Annotated in this window: 22 protein-coding genes and 1 pseudogene; 20 read left to right on the forward strand and 3 right to left on the reverse strand. The window is 42.9% G+C overall.

What is annotated here, in order from left to right:
- The 4 genes from GKR71_RS12855 to GKR71_RS12870 all read left to right on the forward strand — a co-directional run.
- The coding region (locus GKR71_RS12855) for a DUF968 domain-containing protein (RefSeq protein WP_154634368.1) at positions 1–335 on the forward strand (335 nt) is incomplete at its 5' end.
- A 32-nt stretch (positions 336–367) separates the two neighbouring features.
- Positions 368–805, forward strand: a complete 438-nt coding sequence (locus GKR71_RS12860) for an antiterminator Q family protein (protein WP_172459964.1) — start codon at positions 368–370, stop codon at positions 803–805.
- Positions 806–958: 153 nt separating this feature from the next.
- Positions 959–1,162, forward strand: coding sequence for a TrmB family transcriptional regulator (locus GKR71_RS20400; protein ID WP_154634369.1), 204 nt, complete (start codon positions 959–961; stop codon positions 1,160–1,162).
- A 131-nt stretch (positions 1,163–1,293) separates the two neighbouring features.
- Positions 1,294–2,340, forward strand: coding sequence for a DNA-methyltransferase (locus GKR71_RS12870; RefSeq protein ID WP_154634370.1), 1,047 nt, complete (start codon positions 1,294–1,296; stop codon positions 2,338–2,340).
- A gap of 53 nt (positions 2,341–2,393) precedes the next feature.
- Here GKR71_RS12870 and GKR71_RS20080 read toward each other — a convergent pair whose 3' ends face one another.
- Genes GKR71_RS20080 through GKR71_RS12885 form a run of 3 tightly spaced genes read right to left on the reverse strand, consistent with a single transcriptional unit; the run spans position 2,394 to position 3,620 of the window.
- Positions 2,394–3,020, reverse strand: a complete 627-nt coding sequence (locus GKR71_RS20080; protein WP_230085076.1) for a hypothetical protein — start codon at positions 3,018–3,020, stop codon at positions 2,394–2,396.
- Entirely contained in the window at positions 3,007–3,375 is a 369-nt protein-coding gene (locus GKR71_RS12880) for an Aca2/YdiL-like domain-containing protein (RefSeq protein WP_154634371.1), read from the reverse strand. Before GKR71_RS12880 ends, GKR71_RS20080 begins: the two co-directional genes overlap by 14 nt.
- A 41-nt stretch (positions 3,376–3,416) precedes the next feature.
- Positions 3,417–3,620 (reverse strand): hypothetical protein, encoded by a 204-nt coding sequence (locus tag GKR71_RS12885; RefSeq protein ID WP_154634372.1) that lies wholly within the window; start codon positions 3,618–3,620, stop codon positions 3,417–3,419.
- 259 nt (positions 3,621–3,879) lie between these two features.
- Here GKR71_RS12885 and GKR71_RS12890 point away from each other — a divergent pair, with 259 nt between their 5' ends.
- From GKR71_RS12890 to GKR71_RS12960, 16 genes and pseudogenes are all read left to right on the forward strand, one after another.
- Positions 3,880–4,083, forward strand: coding sequence for a phage holin family protein (locus GKR71_RS12890; RefSeq protein WP_006658966.1), 204 nt, complete (start codon positions 3,880–3,882; stop codon positions 4,081–4,083).
- Positions 4,064–4,537 (forward strand): lysozyme, encoded by a 474-nt coding sequence (locus GKR71_RS12895; RefSeq protein ID WP_336431411.1) that lies wholly within the window; start codon positions 4,064–4,066, stop codon positions 4,535–4,537. Before GKR71_RS12890 ends, GKR71_RS12895 begins: the two co-directional genes overlap by 20 nt.
- Positions 4,519–4,749 carry a hypothetical protein gene (locus GKR71_RS12900; protein ID WP_154634373.1) on the forward strand — a complete coding sequence of 77 codons (231 nt, stop codon included), beginning with the start codon at positions 4,519–4,521 and terminating at the stop codon, positions 4,747–4,749. Before GKR71_RS12895 ends, GKR71_RS12900 begins: the two co-directional genes overlap by 19 nt.
- Entirely contained in the window at positions 4,746–5,123 is a 378-nt protein-coding gene (locus GKR71_RS12905; RefSeq protein ID WP_154634374.1) for a hypothetical protein, read from the forward strand. The genes GKR71_RS12900 and GKR71_RS12905 overlap by 4 nt, the downstream gene beginning before the upstream one ends.
- Entirely contained in the window at positions 5,053–5,301 is a 249-nt protein-coding gene (locus GKR71_RS20510; protein ID WP_442959414.1) for a hypothetical protein, read from the forward strand. Before GKR71_RS12905 ends, GKR71_RS20510 begins: the two co-directional genes overlap by 71 nt.
- Before the next feature lie 1,193 nt (positions 5,302–6,494).
- A complete protein-coding gene (locus GKR71_RS12910) occupies positions 6,495–7,004 on the forward strand; it encodes a DUF1441 family protein (RefSeq protein WP_108478945.1) in 510 nt (169 codons plus the stop codon).
- Positions 6,991–9,111 carry a phage terminase large subunit family protein gene (locus GKR71_RS12915; RefSeq protein ID WP_108478944.1) on the forward strand — a complete coding sequence of 707 codons (2,121 nt, stop codon included), beginning with the start codon at positions 6,991–6,993 and terminating at the stop codon, positions 9,109–9,111. Before GKR71_RS12910 ends, GKR71_RS12915 begins: the two co-directional genes overlap by 14 nt.
- Positions 9,108–9,323 (forward strand): hypothetical protein, encoded by a 216-nt coding sequence (locus GKR71_RS12920; RefSeq protein WP_006813638.1) that lies wholly within the window; start codon positions 9,108–9,110, stop codon positions 9,321–9,323. Before GKR71_RS12915 ends, GKR71_RS12920 begins: the two co-directional genes overlap by 4 nt.
- Positions 9,320–10,810: a phage portal protein gene (locus GKR71_RS12925; RefSeq protein WP_154634375.1), complete on the forward strand. Its 1,491-nt coding sequence runs from the start codon at positions 9,320–9,322 to the stop codon at positions 10,808–10,810. Before GKR71_RS12920 ends, GKR71_RS12925 begins: the two co-directional genes overlap by 4 nt.
- Entirely contained in the window at positions 10,770–12,821 is a 2,052-nt protein-coding gene (locus GKR71_RS12930) for a ClpP-like prohead protease/major capsid protein fusion protein (protein WP_442959415.1), read from the forward strand. The genes GKR71_RS12925 and GKR71_RS12930 overlap by 41 nt, the downstream gene beginning before the upstream one ends.
- 84 nt (positions 12,822–12,905) lie before the next feature.
- The gene (locus GKR71_RS12935; RefSeq protein ID WP_036982155.1) at positions 12,906–13,256 is read left to right on the forward strand and encodes a capsid cement protein; all 351 of its coding nucleotides are present in this window, start codon (positions 12,906–12,908) and stop codon (positions 13,254–13,256) included.
- A 3-nt stretch (positions 13,257–13,259) separates the two neighbouring features.
- Positions 13,260–13,553, forward strand: a complete 294-nt coding sequence (locus GKR71_RS12940; protein ID WP_154634376.1) for an ATP-binding protein — start codon at positions 13,260–13,262, stop codon at positions 13,551–13,553.
- The gene (locus GKR71_RS12945; RefSeq protein ID WP_154634377.1) at positions 13,540–14,097 is read left to right on the forward strand and encodes a phage tail protein; all 558 of its coding nucleotides are present in this window, start codon (positions 13,540–13,542) and stop codon (positions 14,095–14,097) included. Before GKR71_RS12940 ends, GKR71_RS12945 begins: the two co-directional genes overlap by 14 nt.
- Positions 14,097–14,495 (forward strand): phage minor tail U family protein, encoded by a 399-nt coding sequence (gene gpU / locus GKR71_RS12950; RefSeq protein WP_230085077.1) that lies wholly within the window; start codon positions 14,097–14,099, stop codon positions 14,493–14,495. The genes GKR71_RS12945 and gpU overlap by 1 nt, the downstream gene beginning before the upstream one ends.
- 11 nt (positions 14,496–14,506) lie before the next feature.
- Positions 14,507–14,971, forward strand: a pseudogene (locus tag GKR71_RS12955) (phage tail tube protein); the annotation flags it as partial.
- Positions 14,972–15,217: 246 nt separating this feature from the next.
- The gene (locus GKR71_RS12960; protein WP_154634379.1) at positions 15,218–15,730 is read left to right on the forward strand and encodes a KilA-N domain-containing protein; all 513 of its coding nucleotides are present in this window, start codon (positions 15,218–15,220) and stop codon (positions 15,728–15,730) included.
- Positions 15,731–15,758 lie beyond the last annotated feature (28 nt).

The following is a 15,758-nucleotide window of genomic DNA, read 5'->3' on the forward strand; positions in this document are numbered from 1 at the left end:
AAGTATTAGATTTAGCTGTAGATCCTGAGCCACCAGCAAGTTTTATGAAGTTTCCAAAGCTTCAGCGCTTGGAAAGTGTGAAATATCTGCAATGGGTAAAATCACAGCCTTGTTGTGTTTGTGGCGCCACATCTGATGATGCTCATCACATTATTGGCTACGGGCAGGGTGGCATAGGCACAAAAGCCCATGACTTGTTCACTATCCCATTATGCAGGGTTCACCACAGTGAATTACACAAGGATCCGAAAGGGTGGGAGCAAGAAAACGGTAGCCAGTTAGTTTTGTTATTTAAATTTCTCGACCGGTCAATCGGTTTGGGTGTATTTGGTTGATGCGTTGTGCGGAACGCAGTGGAGATTATTGCATGAGAGATATTCAGTTAGTTTTAGAAAAGTGGGCAGGCTGGGCAAGTAATAACCCTGGTGTAGATTATTCGCATATTGCAGCTGGATTTAAGGGGCTAATCTCAAATAAAGAAGCACCTAGGCTTTCATGTACTGATAATGATGGAATTATTATTGATAGTGTCATTGCTAAATTAAAAGCGGTTAGAAAAGATGAAGAACTAGAACTGATAGTTATGCATTATTTGTATGGTGTATCAAAGCGCGGCATTGCAAAAAAATTAAAGGTTAGCGAGGGGCGAGTTCGTCAGATGATGCAAGTGGCTGAAGGGTTTGTTGATGGGTGTTTAGCCATGATTGGTGTAGTTTTAGAAATGGATAGTGAAGTTATGGGGAAACAAAATACGGTGGATAGTGAAAAAGTATTAGTGCGCTACGCAAAATCAATGCTAGTGTGATAAGAGTGAATACGTTGTCACCTAACTTATAGAATGAAACCTCGCCAGTCGGGGTTTTTTTATGCCCAAAATAAACATAAGACTTGCTGTTACGACTGGTCAGAGTTACATGTGTAGTTATGCACAATAACTGACCAAAGGTTTAAAAATATCATGTTAAAACAGAGTGATATAACACAAGAAGCAAGAATTATTTTTGAGTCCACCCCATATTCTGAAGCGGTAACGGCGGGGGAAGTTTCCCAATTAACAGGACTAGCGCAGCCACGCTGTCAATTGATATTGACTCAGTTAGCAATGGCTGGGTTAGTTAAAGAAAATACCAAAGAAAACACATTTCAAAATATCCAACTGTGAAATGGGCGGCTGGTGGGTGTTGACGCACTCCACCAGCCATCTGCCCGTTGTAAGAGGTCACGGACAAACCAAGGCCCACTGCTTATACGCGTAAAGCTAGGTGAGCTTATCAAAAAAGGTTCTCCTGATCTATGAAAAACACTGTAAATTTAAACAGTATAAATTTGGTTAATGACGACTCACTTAACTATATAAAAACCCTTCCGGACAATTGTATTGACCTAATTGCAACCGACCCACCATATTTTCAAGTTAAAAGCTGTAGCTGGGATAATCAGTGGGAAAATGTCACTGCGTATTTATCGTGGCTTGATGAAATGCTTGCTGAGTTTTGGCGGGTGTTAAAGCCAACTGGTAGCCTTTATATGTTTTGTGGCTCAAAGCTGGCGGCTGATACGGAAATATTAGTGCGTGAGCGGTTCAACGTTTTAAACCATATTATTTGGTCTAAACCGTCAGGGCCGTGGCGCCGACAAAACAAAGAAAGCTTAAGAAGTTATTTTCCTGCAACGGAACGTATTATTTTTGCCGACCACTATCAAAACCCTTACAAGGGGAAAAGCAGTGAGTATTTGCAGCAATGCCGTGAACTAAAAGAAAATGTGCTTAAGCCTTTGATTGAATATTTTAAGCAGGCTCGAGACTCTTTAGGCATTACCGCAAAAGAAATTCATAGCGCAACAGGTAAGCAAATGGCCTCTCACTGGTTCGGTTATAGCCAATGGCAATTACCAAGTGAAACGGATTATTTGAAGCTTCAAGAGCTATTCAAGCGCGTCGCTGAGGAAAAGTTAAGCCATAACCCATTAAATCGCGAACATGCGGATCTAGCGAGTGAACAGGGCGCGTTAAGGCGTGAATATCATGAGCTAGCGGCGCAATACCAATTATTACGACGTCCTTTTACTGTGACCGTCGATGTTCCTTACACAGATGTTTGGACCTATTCACCAGTGCAGTATTACCCCGGTAAACATCCATGTGAAAAGCCTGCTGTGATGATGGAACACATTATTAATAGTAGTAGCCGCGTGGGTGATGTAGTGGCTGATTTCTTCATGGGCTCTGGCGCCACAATAAAAGCGGCATTAAAGCTAAACCGTCAGGTTATCGGGGTAGAGCTTGAAACTGAGAGATTTGAGCAAACTAAGCAAGAAATAGAATGTAGTAACATGTAAGTAACCCTTACAAGTTGAACTGTCCGGGATTTCCGGATAGTTCACATATTCGGTTATTCCAAACAACTGCGAGATTTTCGCGCTCTAGTGTGAGAACGCTCCCGATTAAAAATGCGCTTATAATCATCATCAGAATAGTTGTCATACTGTTTTCTTGCATACAGAACTGACGTTTCATAAAGAGCGTCGTCATTTTTTATTCGCTGCCATCTTGCTTTAGCGATGAATTTGGCTTTTTCAATCTGCTCAGGCTTTGATCTTGATTTTTTTAGATACGATTTTGCTCTTTCTCTAAATGCAGCATATAAAACAGGGTCAGAGTTAAGCCTTTCGCGAAGCTTCGAAAGATATGATGAGCGAGTATTTTTGTAAGCTTCAGTATTTTTCACAGCCTGATATCGCAATTTCTCTCTTTCGTTATTTCTTGCTTTTGCGCAAGCATCGCTGCAAGTAGCGGGTATCTGTCCCGAGTTGTATTTAATTCTCTTTCCGCAGACTTCGCAGACACCGCCTTTACAATAGCTGCACATCTTGCGGCCCTTGTAGGATGGTTTCGTTATTCCGCGTGGGAGTAACTCTTCTACACCGCAATCGCAGCGGCATAGAAGTTGGGCATTTCCAGAATCAGCAATGACAGTTAGTTTTCCGAACTTCTGTCCCGTTCTATCAATCTTCATCACGAATTATTTCTTCTGCGCGCCAAATGCGAGCTGATTTTTCAGAAAACAACTGAGCCGCAACAGACTGAGAAAGGCGCCACTTAACTACGCTTTTAACCCCTGACTCTGCTGCGTATTCTTCGATAGTATCGAAGTATTTGTAATTGTAGTGATCAAAGTCAGGCAGGCTATCAAGTAAGTCTTGGCGAGTAAGAGATAGCATTTGCATTTGACTGATAACATCAGTTGGGATTGGAGATGTGCCTTTTTCCCATCTCTGCCAAGATCGAGGTTCTACATCACCAATATATTTTGCTGCTTCTGCTTGAGATAAAAATAGAAGTTGCCTAAGTTGTTTTAATTCGAAATTATTCATGATTACCCTTATTAAAAAAATAGGGGCCTAAGCCCCTTGTTTTATGCGTTAACCCAAGATTTTCCTGACTCTTTAAAGCAAACCAAGGTGCCATTTTCATATTCTATTTTTAGCGTAGTGCCTTGGAATGACTGATTGCGTGATGCAAAGCGCTTAACTTGAGTTAGTGTATCAGCTTCGAATTTAACACCTTCGCGGTCTGAGTTAACGTTTTGAGTTTCTTTGATGATGTATGTAGTAGTCATAATATTCTCACTTAGTTGAGTTGGGCTTGCCTTATTGCCTGCCCGATGAATATATTATTGTCGCAATCGCGACATTAATCAAGGTTAATTGTCAATAAAATGAGATTTACATCACAAATAAATCAATCATAAGTCGCCTAGTGCGGCTTTTTTCGTATATAGCCCCAGCAAATCAAACCCAACATGTTTAATTACTGCAATTAATTTGCTGGTGGCTACCTATCAATTTTAATCACGGAACACTCCGCAGGGGGTGGATATGCGTATGCACGAAAAATACTCTAGCCCCTTTTCTTATGCTCTTGGAGTTATCACCACTGCTGCTGGGGCATTATCGTTAGACCAGTGGGCGGTACTCATCGGGATCATCTGTACAGTCGCCACATTTTTGGTGAATTGGTACTACAAGCGGAAAGAATTCAAATTAAGAGAAGGGGAATCTAGTGGCAAAAATACCAAATAAAATAAAGAATGCTACCGCTGGTGGCTTAATTGCATTGACTGTAAGCATGATTGCTTATTTTGAGGGGATGGAAACTAAACCTTATAAGGATGTAGTTGGCGTTACAACAGTTTGCTTTGGGCATACTGGCGCCGACATTATCCCCGCCAAAACCTATTCAGAATCAGAATGTTTAGCTTTGCTTGAAAAAGACCTCAGCAAAGTCAGAAAGGGTGTGGACCCTCTAATTAAAGTTGATATCGACGATAACACCCGAGCCGCTATTTATTCCTTTGCTTACAACGTAGGCACGGGTGCTTTTGCGCGTTCTACGATGCTGAAAAAACTGAATGCAGGTGATATCGCTGGTGCTTGCAATGAATTAAAACGCTGGACTTATGCAGGGGGTAAGGAGTGGAAAGGGTTAATATCAAGACGAGAAGTAGAAGAAGCAATATGTCTTGGGAAATGGTAGTTAGCCTTAAAAAACCTATTGTTCCTAAGAAGAAATTACCTATTTGGGCTTCTGTTGTAATAGTTATCTTGCTTTCTTTTTTATCACTTTCGTTAGTCATTATTGGCGCGGTTCGTTCAGTTGATAACACTTGTGGAATCGACAAGGTAAGCCTAGAAAAACGATGCCAAAAAGCTATCGATCACTATAAAGGCAGGCAGGTTAACTTATGAAGATAGATAACTCGTTTTGGCTTTTTTTAATGTTAGTTGCTGTTAGCTGGTTGGCATTAACGCTTTATGATAATAACACTGCAGTTAAGAGTGACAACGACAAGTTAAAGCAAGATAACATCAAACAAAGTGCAGTCATTGCCCGTCAGTCATTTCAATTCAATCGCTTCAATCAGATAGCAACAACAGCATACCGGAACGGCATTCAAGCTGATGCGAAAGCACAGGAGAAAATCATTGAATATAAAACGATACTCAAAGCAGAGTCTTCTTGTGATTCTCTTGTGCCTCAGCCTGTTACTGATGGCTTGTTCGAATACACAAACGAGCTACGAGAGCGTGCAATGCGTTCCAATTCCATCGACGTTAACTAATTCTGTGGTACCGCCATTGCCGCCTGATAGTGACGGTAAAACCCTATCATTCAAAGCGTCTGTATTATGGAACAGATTATTGCTAGGAACGATAGAGAAGGCGAATAAGCAGCTTGAAGCCATTCGAGAAATTGAAGCAATTAGAAATAAAAATGCCCCAGATATCGGGGCTAAGTAGAGGATAATAGTTTATGAGTGTGACGTCACTATACGTTAATCGTGAATGACTCTACTTGCATTCACCGCCAATCATTCAGTCCTTAGCCTCACCTTTACTTAAAGTTAATTTTTTTAATAAACTAAGCATGATACTTGGTAATTTTATTATGACCAACACGAGTACAAGCATGCCGAGAGAAATTGATATAGATGCTAACCATATAGATTTTTCGGCCAAATAAAAATAGAAGTCGCACGAGAATAAATTAATTACATCTACTAAGTGGCATATTTCGTCGCTAATACCTAGCTCATTAAGGATAAAAATTATTGGAAATGGGGATAACATGATAATTACTGATTTTTTTATTTTTTTATTTTTTATCACATTACTAATCAATGGAACGTTAATTTCTGTTGTTCTATTTATTGAGATGACCAATAAAAATAATACTATTAATGTCAGGATGAACCAGAAAATGAAATAATTTTCAGATAGAAATAATGAGAAGTCGTAATATGCATATACAAATAAAATGAATGTAAATATACAAAAAATATTTTCTGGTAATTTTGAAAGTTTTGGCCAGTGACTTGTTCTTGTTCCCATTTTTATTTTTCCAGTTTTATAAAAGTACGCATATATTAAAGTATTTAATGAAAGCATGGAATGTTTACTTTTAAAAATCTATGGAAAACACTTACTAGCCAAGTATCTAATATGTTGATTTATGTTTTTGGGGTGGGCTTAGATGGCTCATAAAATCCATGGATTCGGTACTCTGCACCTAAGCTAGTGCCAAACAATGACAGCCAAATCTATCAGGATGGCGTGATGCGACCTATGAAGAGGCAATACGGATACAAATTGATTATGGCGACAATATTAACGGTGATCAGCCTAAGCAGGCTGGAAATTCAAAACCACTTCCACCACCAAATAAACCTTAAACTCATTAGATTGATTAATTTTACGCATAATTCAAAAGGTACTCCCGAGGGGGTACCCCTACCACGAGGCGGCGACCACGCGGGAAACGGCTCGTTTTCAAATTTCCATGCTGTCAGCAGCAGGTTGTTTAACTATTTGATTTAATTTGTGAATATCGAGATTGAGGTGACAACTTTAATAATGAGTTGTCACCTCAATGCGTTATATCTCTATGATAATAAATGAAAATATCAATTTTCACCTGACAGAGTGAGGTGTCAATGTCCAACATCAGCAATCTGGGGGACGCCTACAACTGGAGCGTGGCTAAGATTGCTGAAGCATTCGGCTTAAATCGCGGAACAGTTAAAAAGCGATTGCTCGATGCGAATACCCCAATAGCCAGTAATGTAAGAGGTAATCCCGTTTATGCACTTCGGGAAGTCGGCCCCGTTTTATTTGGTGCCGATAAAAATTTGGAGCCGAGTGGCATTCAAGATCCCGCACTCATGTTTCCAAAGGACAGAAAAGATTGGTACCAATCTGAAAATGAGCGAATAAAGCTGGAAACAACACTGAAACAATTAGTGCCAGTTGCGGATGTTCATCGGGAAATGGCGGTGATGATCAAAGCTATTTCTCAGGTACTTGATACATGGCCAGACAAACTTGAGCGGGATAACGGTTGGAAAGCAGATCAAATCACTGAGGCTCAAAAGCTCGTCGATGAATTGAGGAACGTGCTTTCATCTGAGGTTATGAATGCAGAGGATTTTGATGATGAAAACTAATTACGCCTCAGCATCTTCAGTGAGAAAGGACGTTTCCGCATTACTCAAAGCGCCAAGGCGAATGCCAATTGCTCAAGCCGTAAAAAAATACATGCGAGTTCCCATGGGGGAAGGGACGTCAATACCGTGGGATGACTCATTAACGCCGTACATCATTGAGCCGATGAATTGCTTAGCTGACAGACGGTATGATTCTGTCATTTTCGTTGGTCCAGCGAGGACGGGAAAATCGCTAGGGTTAATTGATGGGTGGATAGTGTATGTGATTGTTTGTGATCCTGCTGATTTTTTGCTGATTCAAATGACAGAGGAAAAAGCGCGGGAGCACTCCAAGAAGCGATTAGATAGAACATTTAGATCGAGCCGTGAAGTTACCAAAAGGCTCAGCCCGCATCGTAACGATAATAACGTTCATGATAAAACCTTTAAGGCTGGGAATTACCTAAAAATAGGCTGGCCTTCGGTGAACATCATGTCTTCATCTGATTACCGATTTGTCGCACTGACAGATTATGACCGATTTCCAGAAGATGTGGACGGCGAAGGGGATGCTTATACGCTAGCCTCAAAGCGTACTACGACGTTTATGTCTGCGGGGAAAACATTAGTTGAAAGTTCTCCTGGTCGAGAAATTACAAACAGCAAATGGCGCCGAAATACACCACATGAAGCCCCGCCAACCACAGGAATTTTGTCGCTCTATAATCGAGGGGATCGCCGGCGCTGGTATTGGCCATGTCCACACTGCTCAGAATATTTTCTTCCCATTCGTGAAAATATGGTGGGTTTTAGTGAGGGTGATGATCCAACAACAGGAAGCAAAGCGGCCAGACTGCAGTGTCCACATTGCATGAATTTGATTGAGCCTGAGCAAAAAAGAGCGTTAAACAATCGCGGCGTCTGGCTCAGGGAAGGCCAATCCATTGATAAGCACGGTAATATTACAGGAAATGCACGAGACTCCCGTATTGCATCATTTTGGATGGAAGGTCCAGCAGCCGCATATCAGACGTGGGAAAAGTTAGTCTATAACTTACTCAATGCTGAACAGGAATATGAACGAACAGGAAGTGAAGAAACCCTTAAATCCGTCATTAATACGGACTGGGGGCAGCCTTACTTACCGAAAATCAACCAAGAACAGCGAAGCGGTGATGATCTTAAATTGCGTGCTGAATATTGGGATTATGGCTCAGTACCTTCTGGTGTGAGATTTTTGGTTGCTACAGTCGACGTACAGGGCGGTAAAAAACGCCGCTTTGTCGTTCAAGTCATAGGTTATGGCGCCAGAGGTGAGCGATGGATAATTGATCGGTTTGATATCACGCATTCCCTGCGTTCTAACGCGGATGGTGAAGCCTTAAAAATTGACCCTTCCTCTTATGCTGAGGACTGGGATATTTTAATTACGGATGTTTTAGATAAAACATATCCACTTCAAGATCATGAAGATATTGAAATGGGTGTTCATAGCATGGCGGTAGATACCGGTGGGGAAGAAGGCGTAACAGATAACGCTTATCAGTTTTGGCGCAAGTGCAAAAAAGAAGGACTTTCTCGTCGCGTATACCTTTTTAAAGGGGATGGTAAGGCTAAAAGCAAACTGATTACCAAATCTTACCCTGACAATACAGAGCGTTCAGATCGCCGTGCAAGGGCTCGCGGTGACGTGCCTATTTACTTGCTACAAACCAATGAATTAAAAGACCGCATTTCATCGCACTTAGGAAGAGAAACGGTGGGAAATAACTATATCCACTTTCCTGATTGGCTGGAGGATTCTTTTTACGATGAACTCACGTATGAAGAGCGCGACAGTAATGGTAAATGGTCGAAGCCGGGTAAAGGGGCTAACGAAGCGTTTGACTTAACGGTTTATGCTCATGCCCTAGTCATATTACTCGGTTACGAAAAAATCAAATGGGAGAACCCACCTAAGTGGGCAAGGTTGCCGGATGTGAACATTGTTCAATCACCACAGCCAGCAAATCGCCAACCCTCCTCAAGCTCAACATCAATTCAATCTCAAACTGAAATACAAGAGACCAAACCTAGCGTAAGTTCGGCATGGTCCCCTGTGTCTGCAAATTCTGGAGGGTGGGTATGACCCGTGAACAAATTAAGGAAATGCTGGATGCTTACCTAAAAGCAGAAATGGAAATACTGCAGGGTAAAAATGTCACGTTTAATGGCCAGTCAATGACCATGGAAAATTTGAGTGAAATCCGTAAGGGGCGCGAGCAATGGGAGGCTAGATATATGGCAACCAGTGCTTCACGCCGTCATTCACCCGGTTATAAAGTGGCGAGGTTTTCATGAATATGTTGGATAAGGTTATCGCGGCACTCTCACCGTCATGGGCGAGTCAGCGAGCCAAATCTCGTTATGCCATTCAAGCTTATGAGGCTGCAACGCCATCTCGTATTCATAAGGCCCGAAGAGAGAGCCGAAATGCCAACCAGTTAACTCAAATGGGCGGTAAGTCATTACGTGAGCAAGCAAGATGGTTGGACGGTAATCACGACCTTGTCATTGGTATTCTTGACAAAATGGAAGAGCGAGTTGTTGGAAGTAAGGGAATTATTGTTGAGCCTCAGCCATTATCTCGTACAGGGCAAATTCATGATGATCTTGCTAAGCAAATCCGAACTGCGTGGTCTGAATGGTCAATTCGGCCGGAAGTTACAGGGCAATTTACGCGACCCATGCTTGAGCGGCTTTTAGTCAGAACGTGGATCCGAGACGGCGAGGTCTTTGCTCAATTAGTGAGAGGCAATCAAAAGGGGCTTGATAAACAGGCTGGTATCCCATTTTGGTTGGAAGCCTTGGAACCAGACTTTGTACCAATTCACCTAGATGATACAAGTAAAAATATTCGGCAGGGTATTCAGCTTAATCATTGGGGGCGCCCGCAGTCTTACTTTGTGTACAAAAGCTTACTCACCACAGGGCAGCAAATGGGCGACCTCAAGTCCATCCTGACCGAAAACATGCTGCATTTAAAATATGTACGTCGCTTGCATCAAATCCGAGGTAATAGTTTATTTTCTGGCATTTTGACACGTCTGAGTGCTTTGAAAGACTATGAAGATGCCGAATTGACAGCCGCACGTATTGCCGCCTCTTTGGGGATGTATATCAAAAAAGGGGATGCGGGTACTTATGATGATGGCAGTGATGAAGATGATCGTAGTCTCGATATTGTGCCGGGCATTATCTTTGATGGGCTAAAACCCGGTGAAGATGTTGGGATGATCAAGTCAGACAGACCCAACCAAAACCTTGAAAATTTCCGTAATGGTCAGCTTAGAGCGGTTGCCGCAGGAAGCCGTGGAAGCTATTCCAGTATTGCGCGTGATTATAACGGGACATACAGCGCACAGCGACAAGAGCTGGTGGAGTCATTTGAGGGTTACTACATCTTGCAAGACACCTTTTGTGGCTCTGTAAGCCGCCCTGTTTATCGTCAATGGTTAAACATGGCGATTGCTTCAGGGGTAATCGTCGTCCCGCCGGATGTTGATCTCGATTCACTCTATAACGCCACTTACAGTGGGCCTGTTATGCCATGGATTGACCCACTTAAAGAATCTAATGCATGGAAAACACAAATTCGTGGTGGGGCTGCATCGGAGAGTGATTGGGTTCGAGCTCGAGGCGGAAACCCTGCGGAGGTTAAACGTCGTCGTAAAGCAGAAATCGATGAAAATAAACGGCTGGGGCTGGTTTTTGATACCGATCCGGCAAATGACAAAGGTAGCGAAAATGCAAATGAAACAAACACATCAAGTGCCACCAAAAAATAGCACAGCGATGAATAAGCCATTGATGTCATCACGGGATAAAAACTGGTTTCAAATGAAAGCAACCAGTGAAACGACGGCAGACATTTACATCTATGACGAAATTGGTGGCTGGGGTATTAGCGCAAGACGATTTACTGAAGATCTTATTGCGCTGGGAAATCTTAGCCACATTAATCTTCATATTCATTCACCGGGTGGTGAAGTCTTTGAAGGCATCGCCATTTATAACCAGTTAAAAAACCACAATGCCAGCATTACGGTATATATCGATGGCTTAGCAGCATCCATGGCCTCGGTCATTGCGATGGTTGGGGATGAAGTCATTATGCCAACCAATGCCATGATGATGATCCATAAGCCATGGGGGGTATCGTGGGGTGATGCCGATGATATGCGTGACTACGCCGATTTGTTGGATAAAGTCGAAAACGTCTTAATTCCCGCGTACATGGAGAAAACAGGGAAAACCAAAGAAGAACTTGAAGCCATGCTCAGTGAAGAAACATGGTTAACGGCAGAAGAGTGCGTTGAGCACGGTTTTGCTAACAGCATTATTGAGCCAGTTAAAGCAATGGCGAGTCTTTCATCTAAACGCATTGAGGAATTTAAATCCATGCCAAATTCATTAAAAAACACACTGAAAAACAGTTTATCAAATCCACGTAACACAACTAATCCCGTCAATGAGCCGGCGCCACAACCTCAGAATCCAGTGAATGCTCCGCAACAGGATGCGGCAGGTATTCAGGCTCAAGTGCGCCAGAATGAGCAAGCCCGTATGAATGGTATCAAAGACCTGTTTGCGATGTTTGGTGGCAAGCACAATGACACGATGATGGAATGTGTGCTTGATGTGAATTGTTCTGTCGAGAACGCAAGAGAGAAACTGCTTAATAAACTAGGACAAGAAGCGACGCCGACCAATAAAAACGATTATGGTGCTCATATCTTCGCGAATAACGGGAACATCGTCGGTGACAGTGTCCGTGCATCGTTAATGGCGCGTGCTGGCTATGGTGAAGTTCATGCTGACAACCCATATAACTGCATGACACTCCGCGAATTAGCCCGTATGTCACTGGCTGATCGTGGCGTGGGTGTAGCAAGCTACAACCCAATGCAAATGATCGCAATGGCGTTTACTCACACCACCTCTGATTTTGGTAATATTCTGCTGGATGTTGCCAATAAATCTATTTTACAAGGCTGGGATGAAGCGGAGGAAACCTTTGACCTATGGACGAAGAAAGGGCAACTCAGCGATTTTAAAACTGCAACTCGCGTCGGCATGGGAGGCTTTAATTCGATTCGTAAAGTTCGTGAAGGGGCAGAGTATAAATATGTTACCACGAGCGACAAAAAAGAGACGATTGCACTTGCTACCTACGGGGAGCTTTTTAGCATTTCGCGACAAGCCATCATTAACGATGACATGTCAATGCTAACCGATACCCCAATGAAGCTGGGACGTGCAGCTAAAGCCACCATTGGCGATCTGGTTTACGATATTCTGACGAAAAATGGAAAAATGCAATCTGACAGCAAGCCACTCTTTGGTGCAGATCATGGTAACAGCATTAAAGGCGGTATGGACGTTGACACTATTGCTAATGGTAGAACAGCCATGCGCAAGCAAAAAGAAGGCGAGCGGGCGTTAAATATTCGCCCTGCATTTATGCTTGTGCCAACAGCATTAGAAATCGCAGCAATTCAGGTTGTTGGCTCTGGTAGCGTAAAAGGCGCAGACGTGAATGCCAATATCATCAACCCTATTCGTAATATTGCCGAAATCATTACTGAGCCACGCTTAGATGCTAATAGCGATACCACATGGTATATGACCTCAGCAAAAGGCACTGACACTATTGAAGTCGCTTATTTAAACGGTGTTGATATTCCTTATATCGACCAACAAGAAGGTTTCACTTCGGATGGCGTAACTACAAAAGTTCGCATCGATGCGGGTGTTGCGCCTGTTGATTACCGCGGCTTGCTTCGTGTTGAAGCTTAATTCAGACTGTTAAATTAATCATATTGCCCTAACGGGCTTTTTTTATACCTGAAATCCGGCTTTTCGGAGCCGGTAGGAGACATTATGGCTAAGAATTACCAGCAACAGGGTTTGACTGTTGAGATTATTAATACCTCAGCGAAAGATAGCATTCTAAGCGGCTCTCTTGTGATGGTTGGCGTTTTGGCTTGCGTTGCAGCGACAAACATTGCTCCTGGTGAAATCGGTGATGGTTTTGCCGAGGGGGTTTATTTGCTTCCTAAAAAAGCGGGAGTGGCATTGACGGCTGGTCAAGCTGTAACCGCTGAAAAAGGCATTGTTGCGGATAAAGGTGGTGCAGCGGTGGGTGTAACATGGTCAGCTGCGGAGGCGGGTGATGAAATGGTCGCGGTGAAGCTTAACATTTTCCCAGCAGCTGCTGCCGCGGGTGGTTAATCCATGAGTGCGTTTGAGCGATTAACGGATCGAATGGACGCACTCACAGCAAAGCGGATGGGGAAGCCTATCTCTATTAACGGTACGGAACATGTTGGGGTGGATTCTCACTTTTTACCCGAATTTGGTCCTGTTACGGGAGATGGGCTTTCTTACGTCATTTTTTCAGCGGGATACCAACCCAGAAAAAACGACAAAGTGGTTGCTGGTGGGCGCTCTTATCTGGTCACTCGTTATCAACGATTTAATGGCAAGTGGATGCTTTTTATTGAGGCTGAAGAGGATGAAGGGGATTGATGATGCGATTCGAAACCTGAATGTGATTGTCGATAAGGTAACTCCTATTGCGACGGCTCAAGCCATTAACCGGGTTGCTGCAAGAGCGATAAGTCGCAGCGTCAAGCAGGTTTCTAAAGAGGTGCGAATCCAGCAAAAAATTATTCGTAAGCGCGTTAAGTTTAACAAGGCGAGTTCAAAGCACGGAACCCCGAAAGCCAGAGTTACCGTTAACCGAGGGAATCTCCCTGCTATTGTGCTCGGTACCGCGCGAGTTCAATTATCGAGGAGCCGGAATTCAGGTCATCGAATGGGTAGCACTTTAAAAGTTGGAAAATTCACGTTTCATAATGCTTTTATTCAGCAACTCAACAATGGCCGCTGGCATGTGATGCAACGTGTTGGTAAGAGTCGATATCCTATTGAAGTGGTGAAAATCCCTGTCTCAAAACCACTGACTGAGGTTTTTGAGGAACACGCTATTAATGTTCGAGAATCGGATATCGATAAAGAAGTGCGCTATGCATTAAATAATCAGTTAAGACTGTACTTTAAGGAGGGATAGTGATTATTCACACTCGAATTCGCAATACAGTCATACAGCACTTAAATGAGCGCTTCCCGAATATTAAAACGTATGATGGACGTCCAACCAATTTTGATGAATCTGAGTTGCCAGTTATTGCTGTTTATCTTACAGAGCCAAGACCAGATCCTTATTATCTGGATTCCAATCAATGGACAGCCATTCTCCATCTTGAACTCTTCCTTAAATCATCAGTACCCGATGCCACGTTAGATAAATGGGTCGAGGAGAAATTATATCCAGCGGTGGCTGATATGACTGATTTAGGTGAGGTGATTACTGATATGACACCGAAAGGCTATGACTATGACCGCGATGATGAAATGTCATTGTGGGCCTCTGTCGACCTTTCTTATCAAATTAAATATGAAATGTAAGGAACAGAACTATGCCAACGGTACCTAATCCACTGGCGCCAGTTAAAGGCGCTGGGACTACCTTGTGGATTTACACAGGGGAAGAAGAACAAATTACGGATCCATTGAGTGAAACTGGATTTACTCGACTGGGAAAAATTAAAGAACTTCAGCCGGGTGAGATTACAGCGTCAAGTGAAGATGACAGCTATCTCGATGATCCAAATGGCGACTGGGAAAATACATCGCAAGGTGAAAAATCCTCCGGTGAGGCAAGCATTACACTGGCGTGGAAGCCCGGAGAAGAAGGACAAAAAGACCTTGTAAAATGGTTCGATGGTGGTGAGTCGCGATTCTACAAAATTGCCTACCCAAACGGAACGGTTGACCTGTTTAAAGGTTGGGTCAGTGGGCTCGGTAAAACCATCCCGATCAAAGAAACAATCACGCGAACGGTAAAAATTAAAAATACGGGACGCCCAACATTAGCGGAAGAAATTCCACCCAAGCCTGAAGGTAAAACCGTCACACAGCCGAAAGGCTAATACACCAACTTAATCTTATAGCCACACTTGATGTGGCTTTTTTATTTCTCTCCTGTGCACCGAAAGCACATTCCTACGTAAAACATCGAGCCAATATTTAGGTAATGAGCCTTTGAGGGGATCAGTTATAGCTGGTGTCGCTTCGATGGGCTGATTTCCTATTTCGGCAAGGGTTCATTACTAAGTAAGGTAGGCACTATGCAATATCCAAGAGTAAGTATTAATGGGGTATCTGTCCGAGTGGATAATGAAGGCAGATATAGCCTGAATGATTTACATGCCTCAGCGGTAATTAATGGCGAAGCCAGAGAAAACCAAAATCCAAGCCAGTTCCTGAGAAGTAAGCAGGTAAAAGCGTTCGTTGATAAATTAAGCGCAATGCAAAATTGCACTGCGGTCAAAGTTATCAATGGCGGGTTAAATCATGGTGTGTGGGCGCTTGAATTAGTCGTGATTCGATATGCTGCTTGGCTAAAGCCTGAGTTTGAAATATTGGTTTACAACACATTCAAGGATGCTGCAAGAAAAGGATTGGATATCATGGCCAAGCTGAACAAGTTAGATCATGTTATCAATACTGAAGTTAAGAATGTAAGCAACTGCGCTAGAACAATGGCTAATTGGGGGGGTGGTGGCAGAAAACAGTTACTACTAACCGCAAGGGAGCGTGTTGTAAAAGAAGCTCAAATGTATTTACCAAACATAGAATAGGTCGCTTAGCGGCCTTTTTTTATTTTTA

The organism is Providencia sp. wls1922 (assembly GCF_009706505.1).
Taxonomy (GTDB): domain Bacteria; phylum Pseudomonadota; class Gammaproteobacteria; order Enterobacterales; family Enterobacteriaceae; genus Providencia; species Providencia lanzhouensis.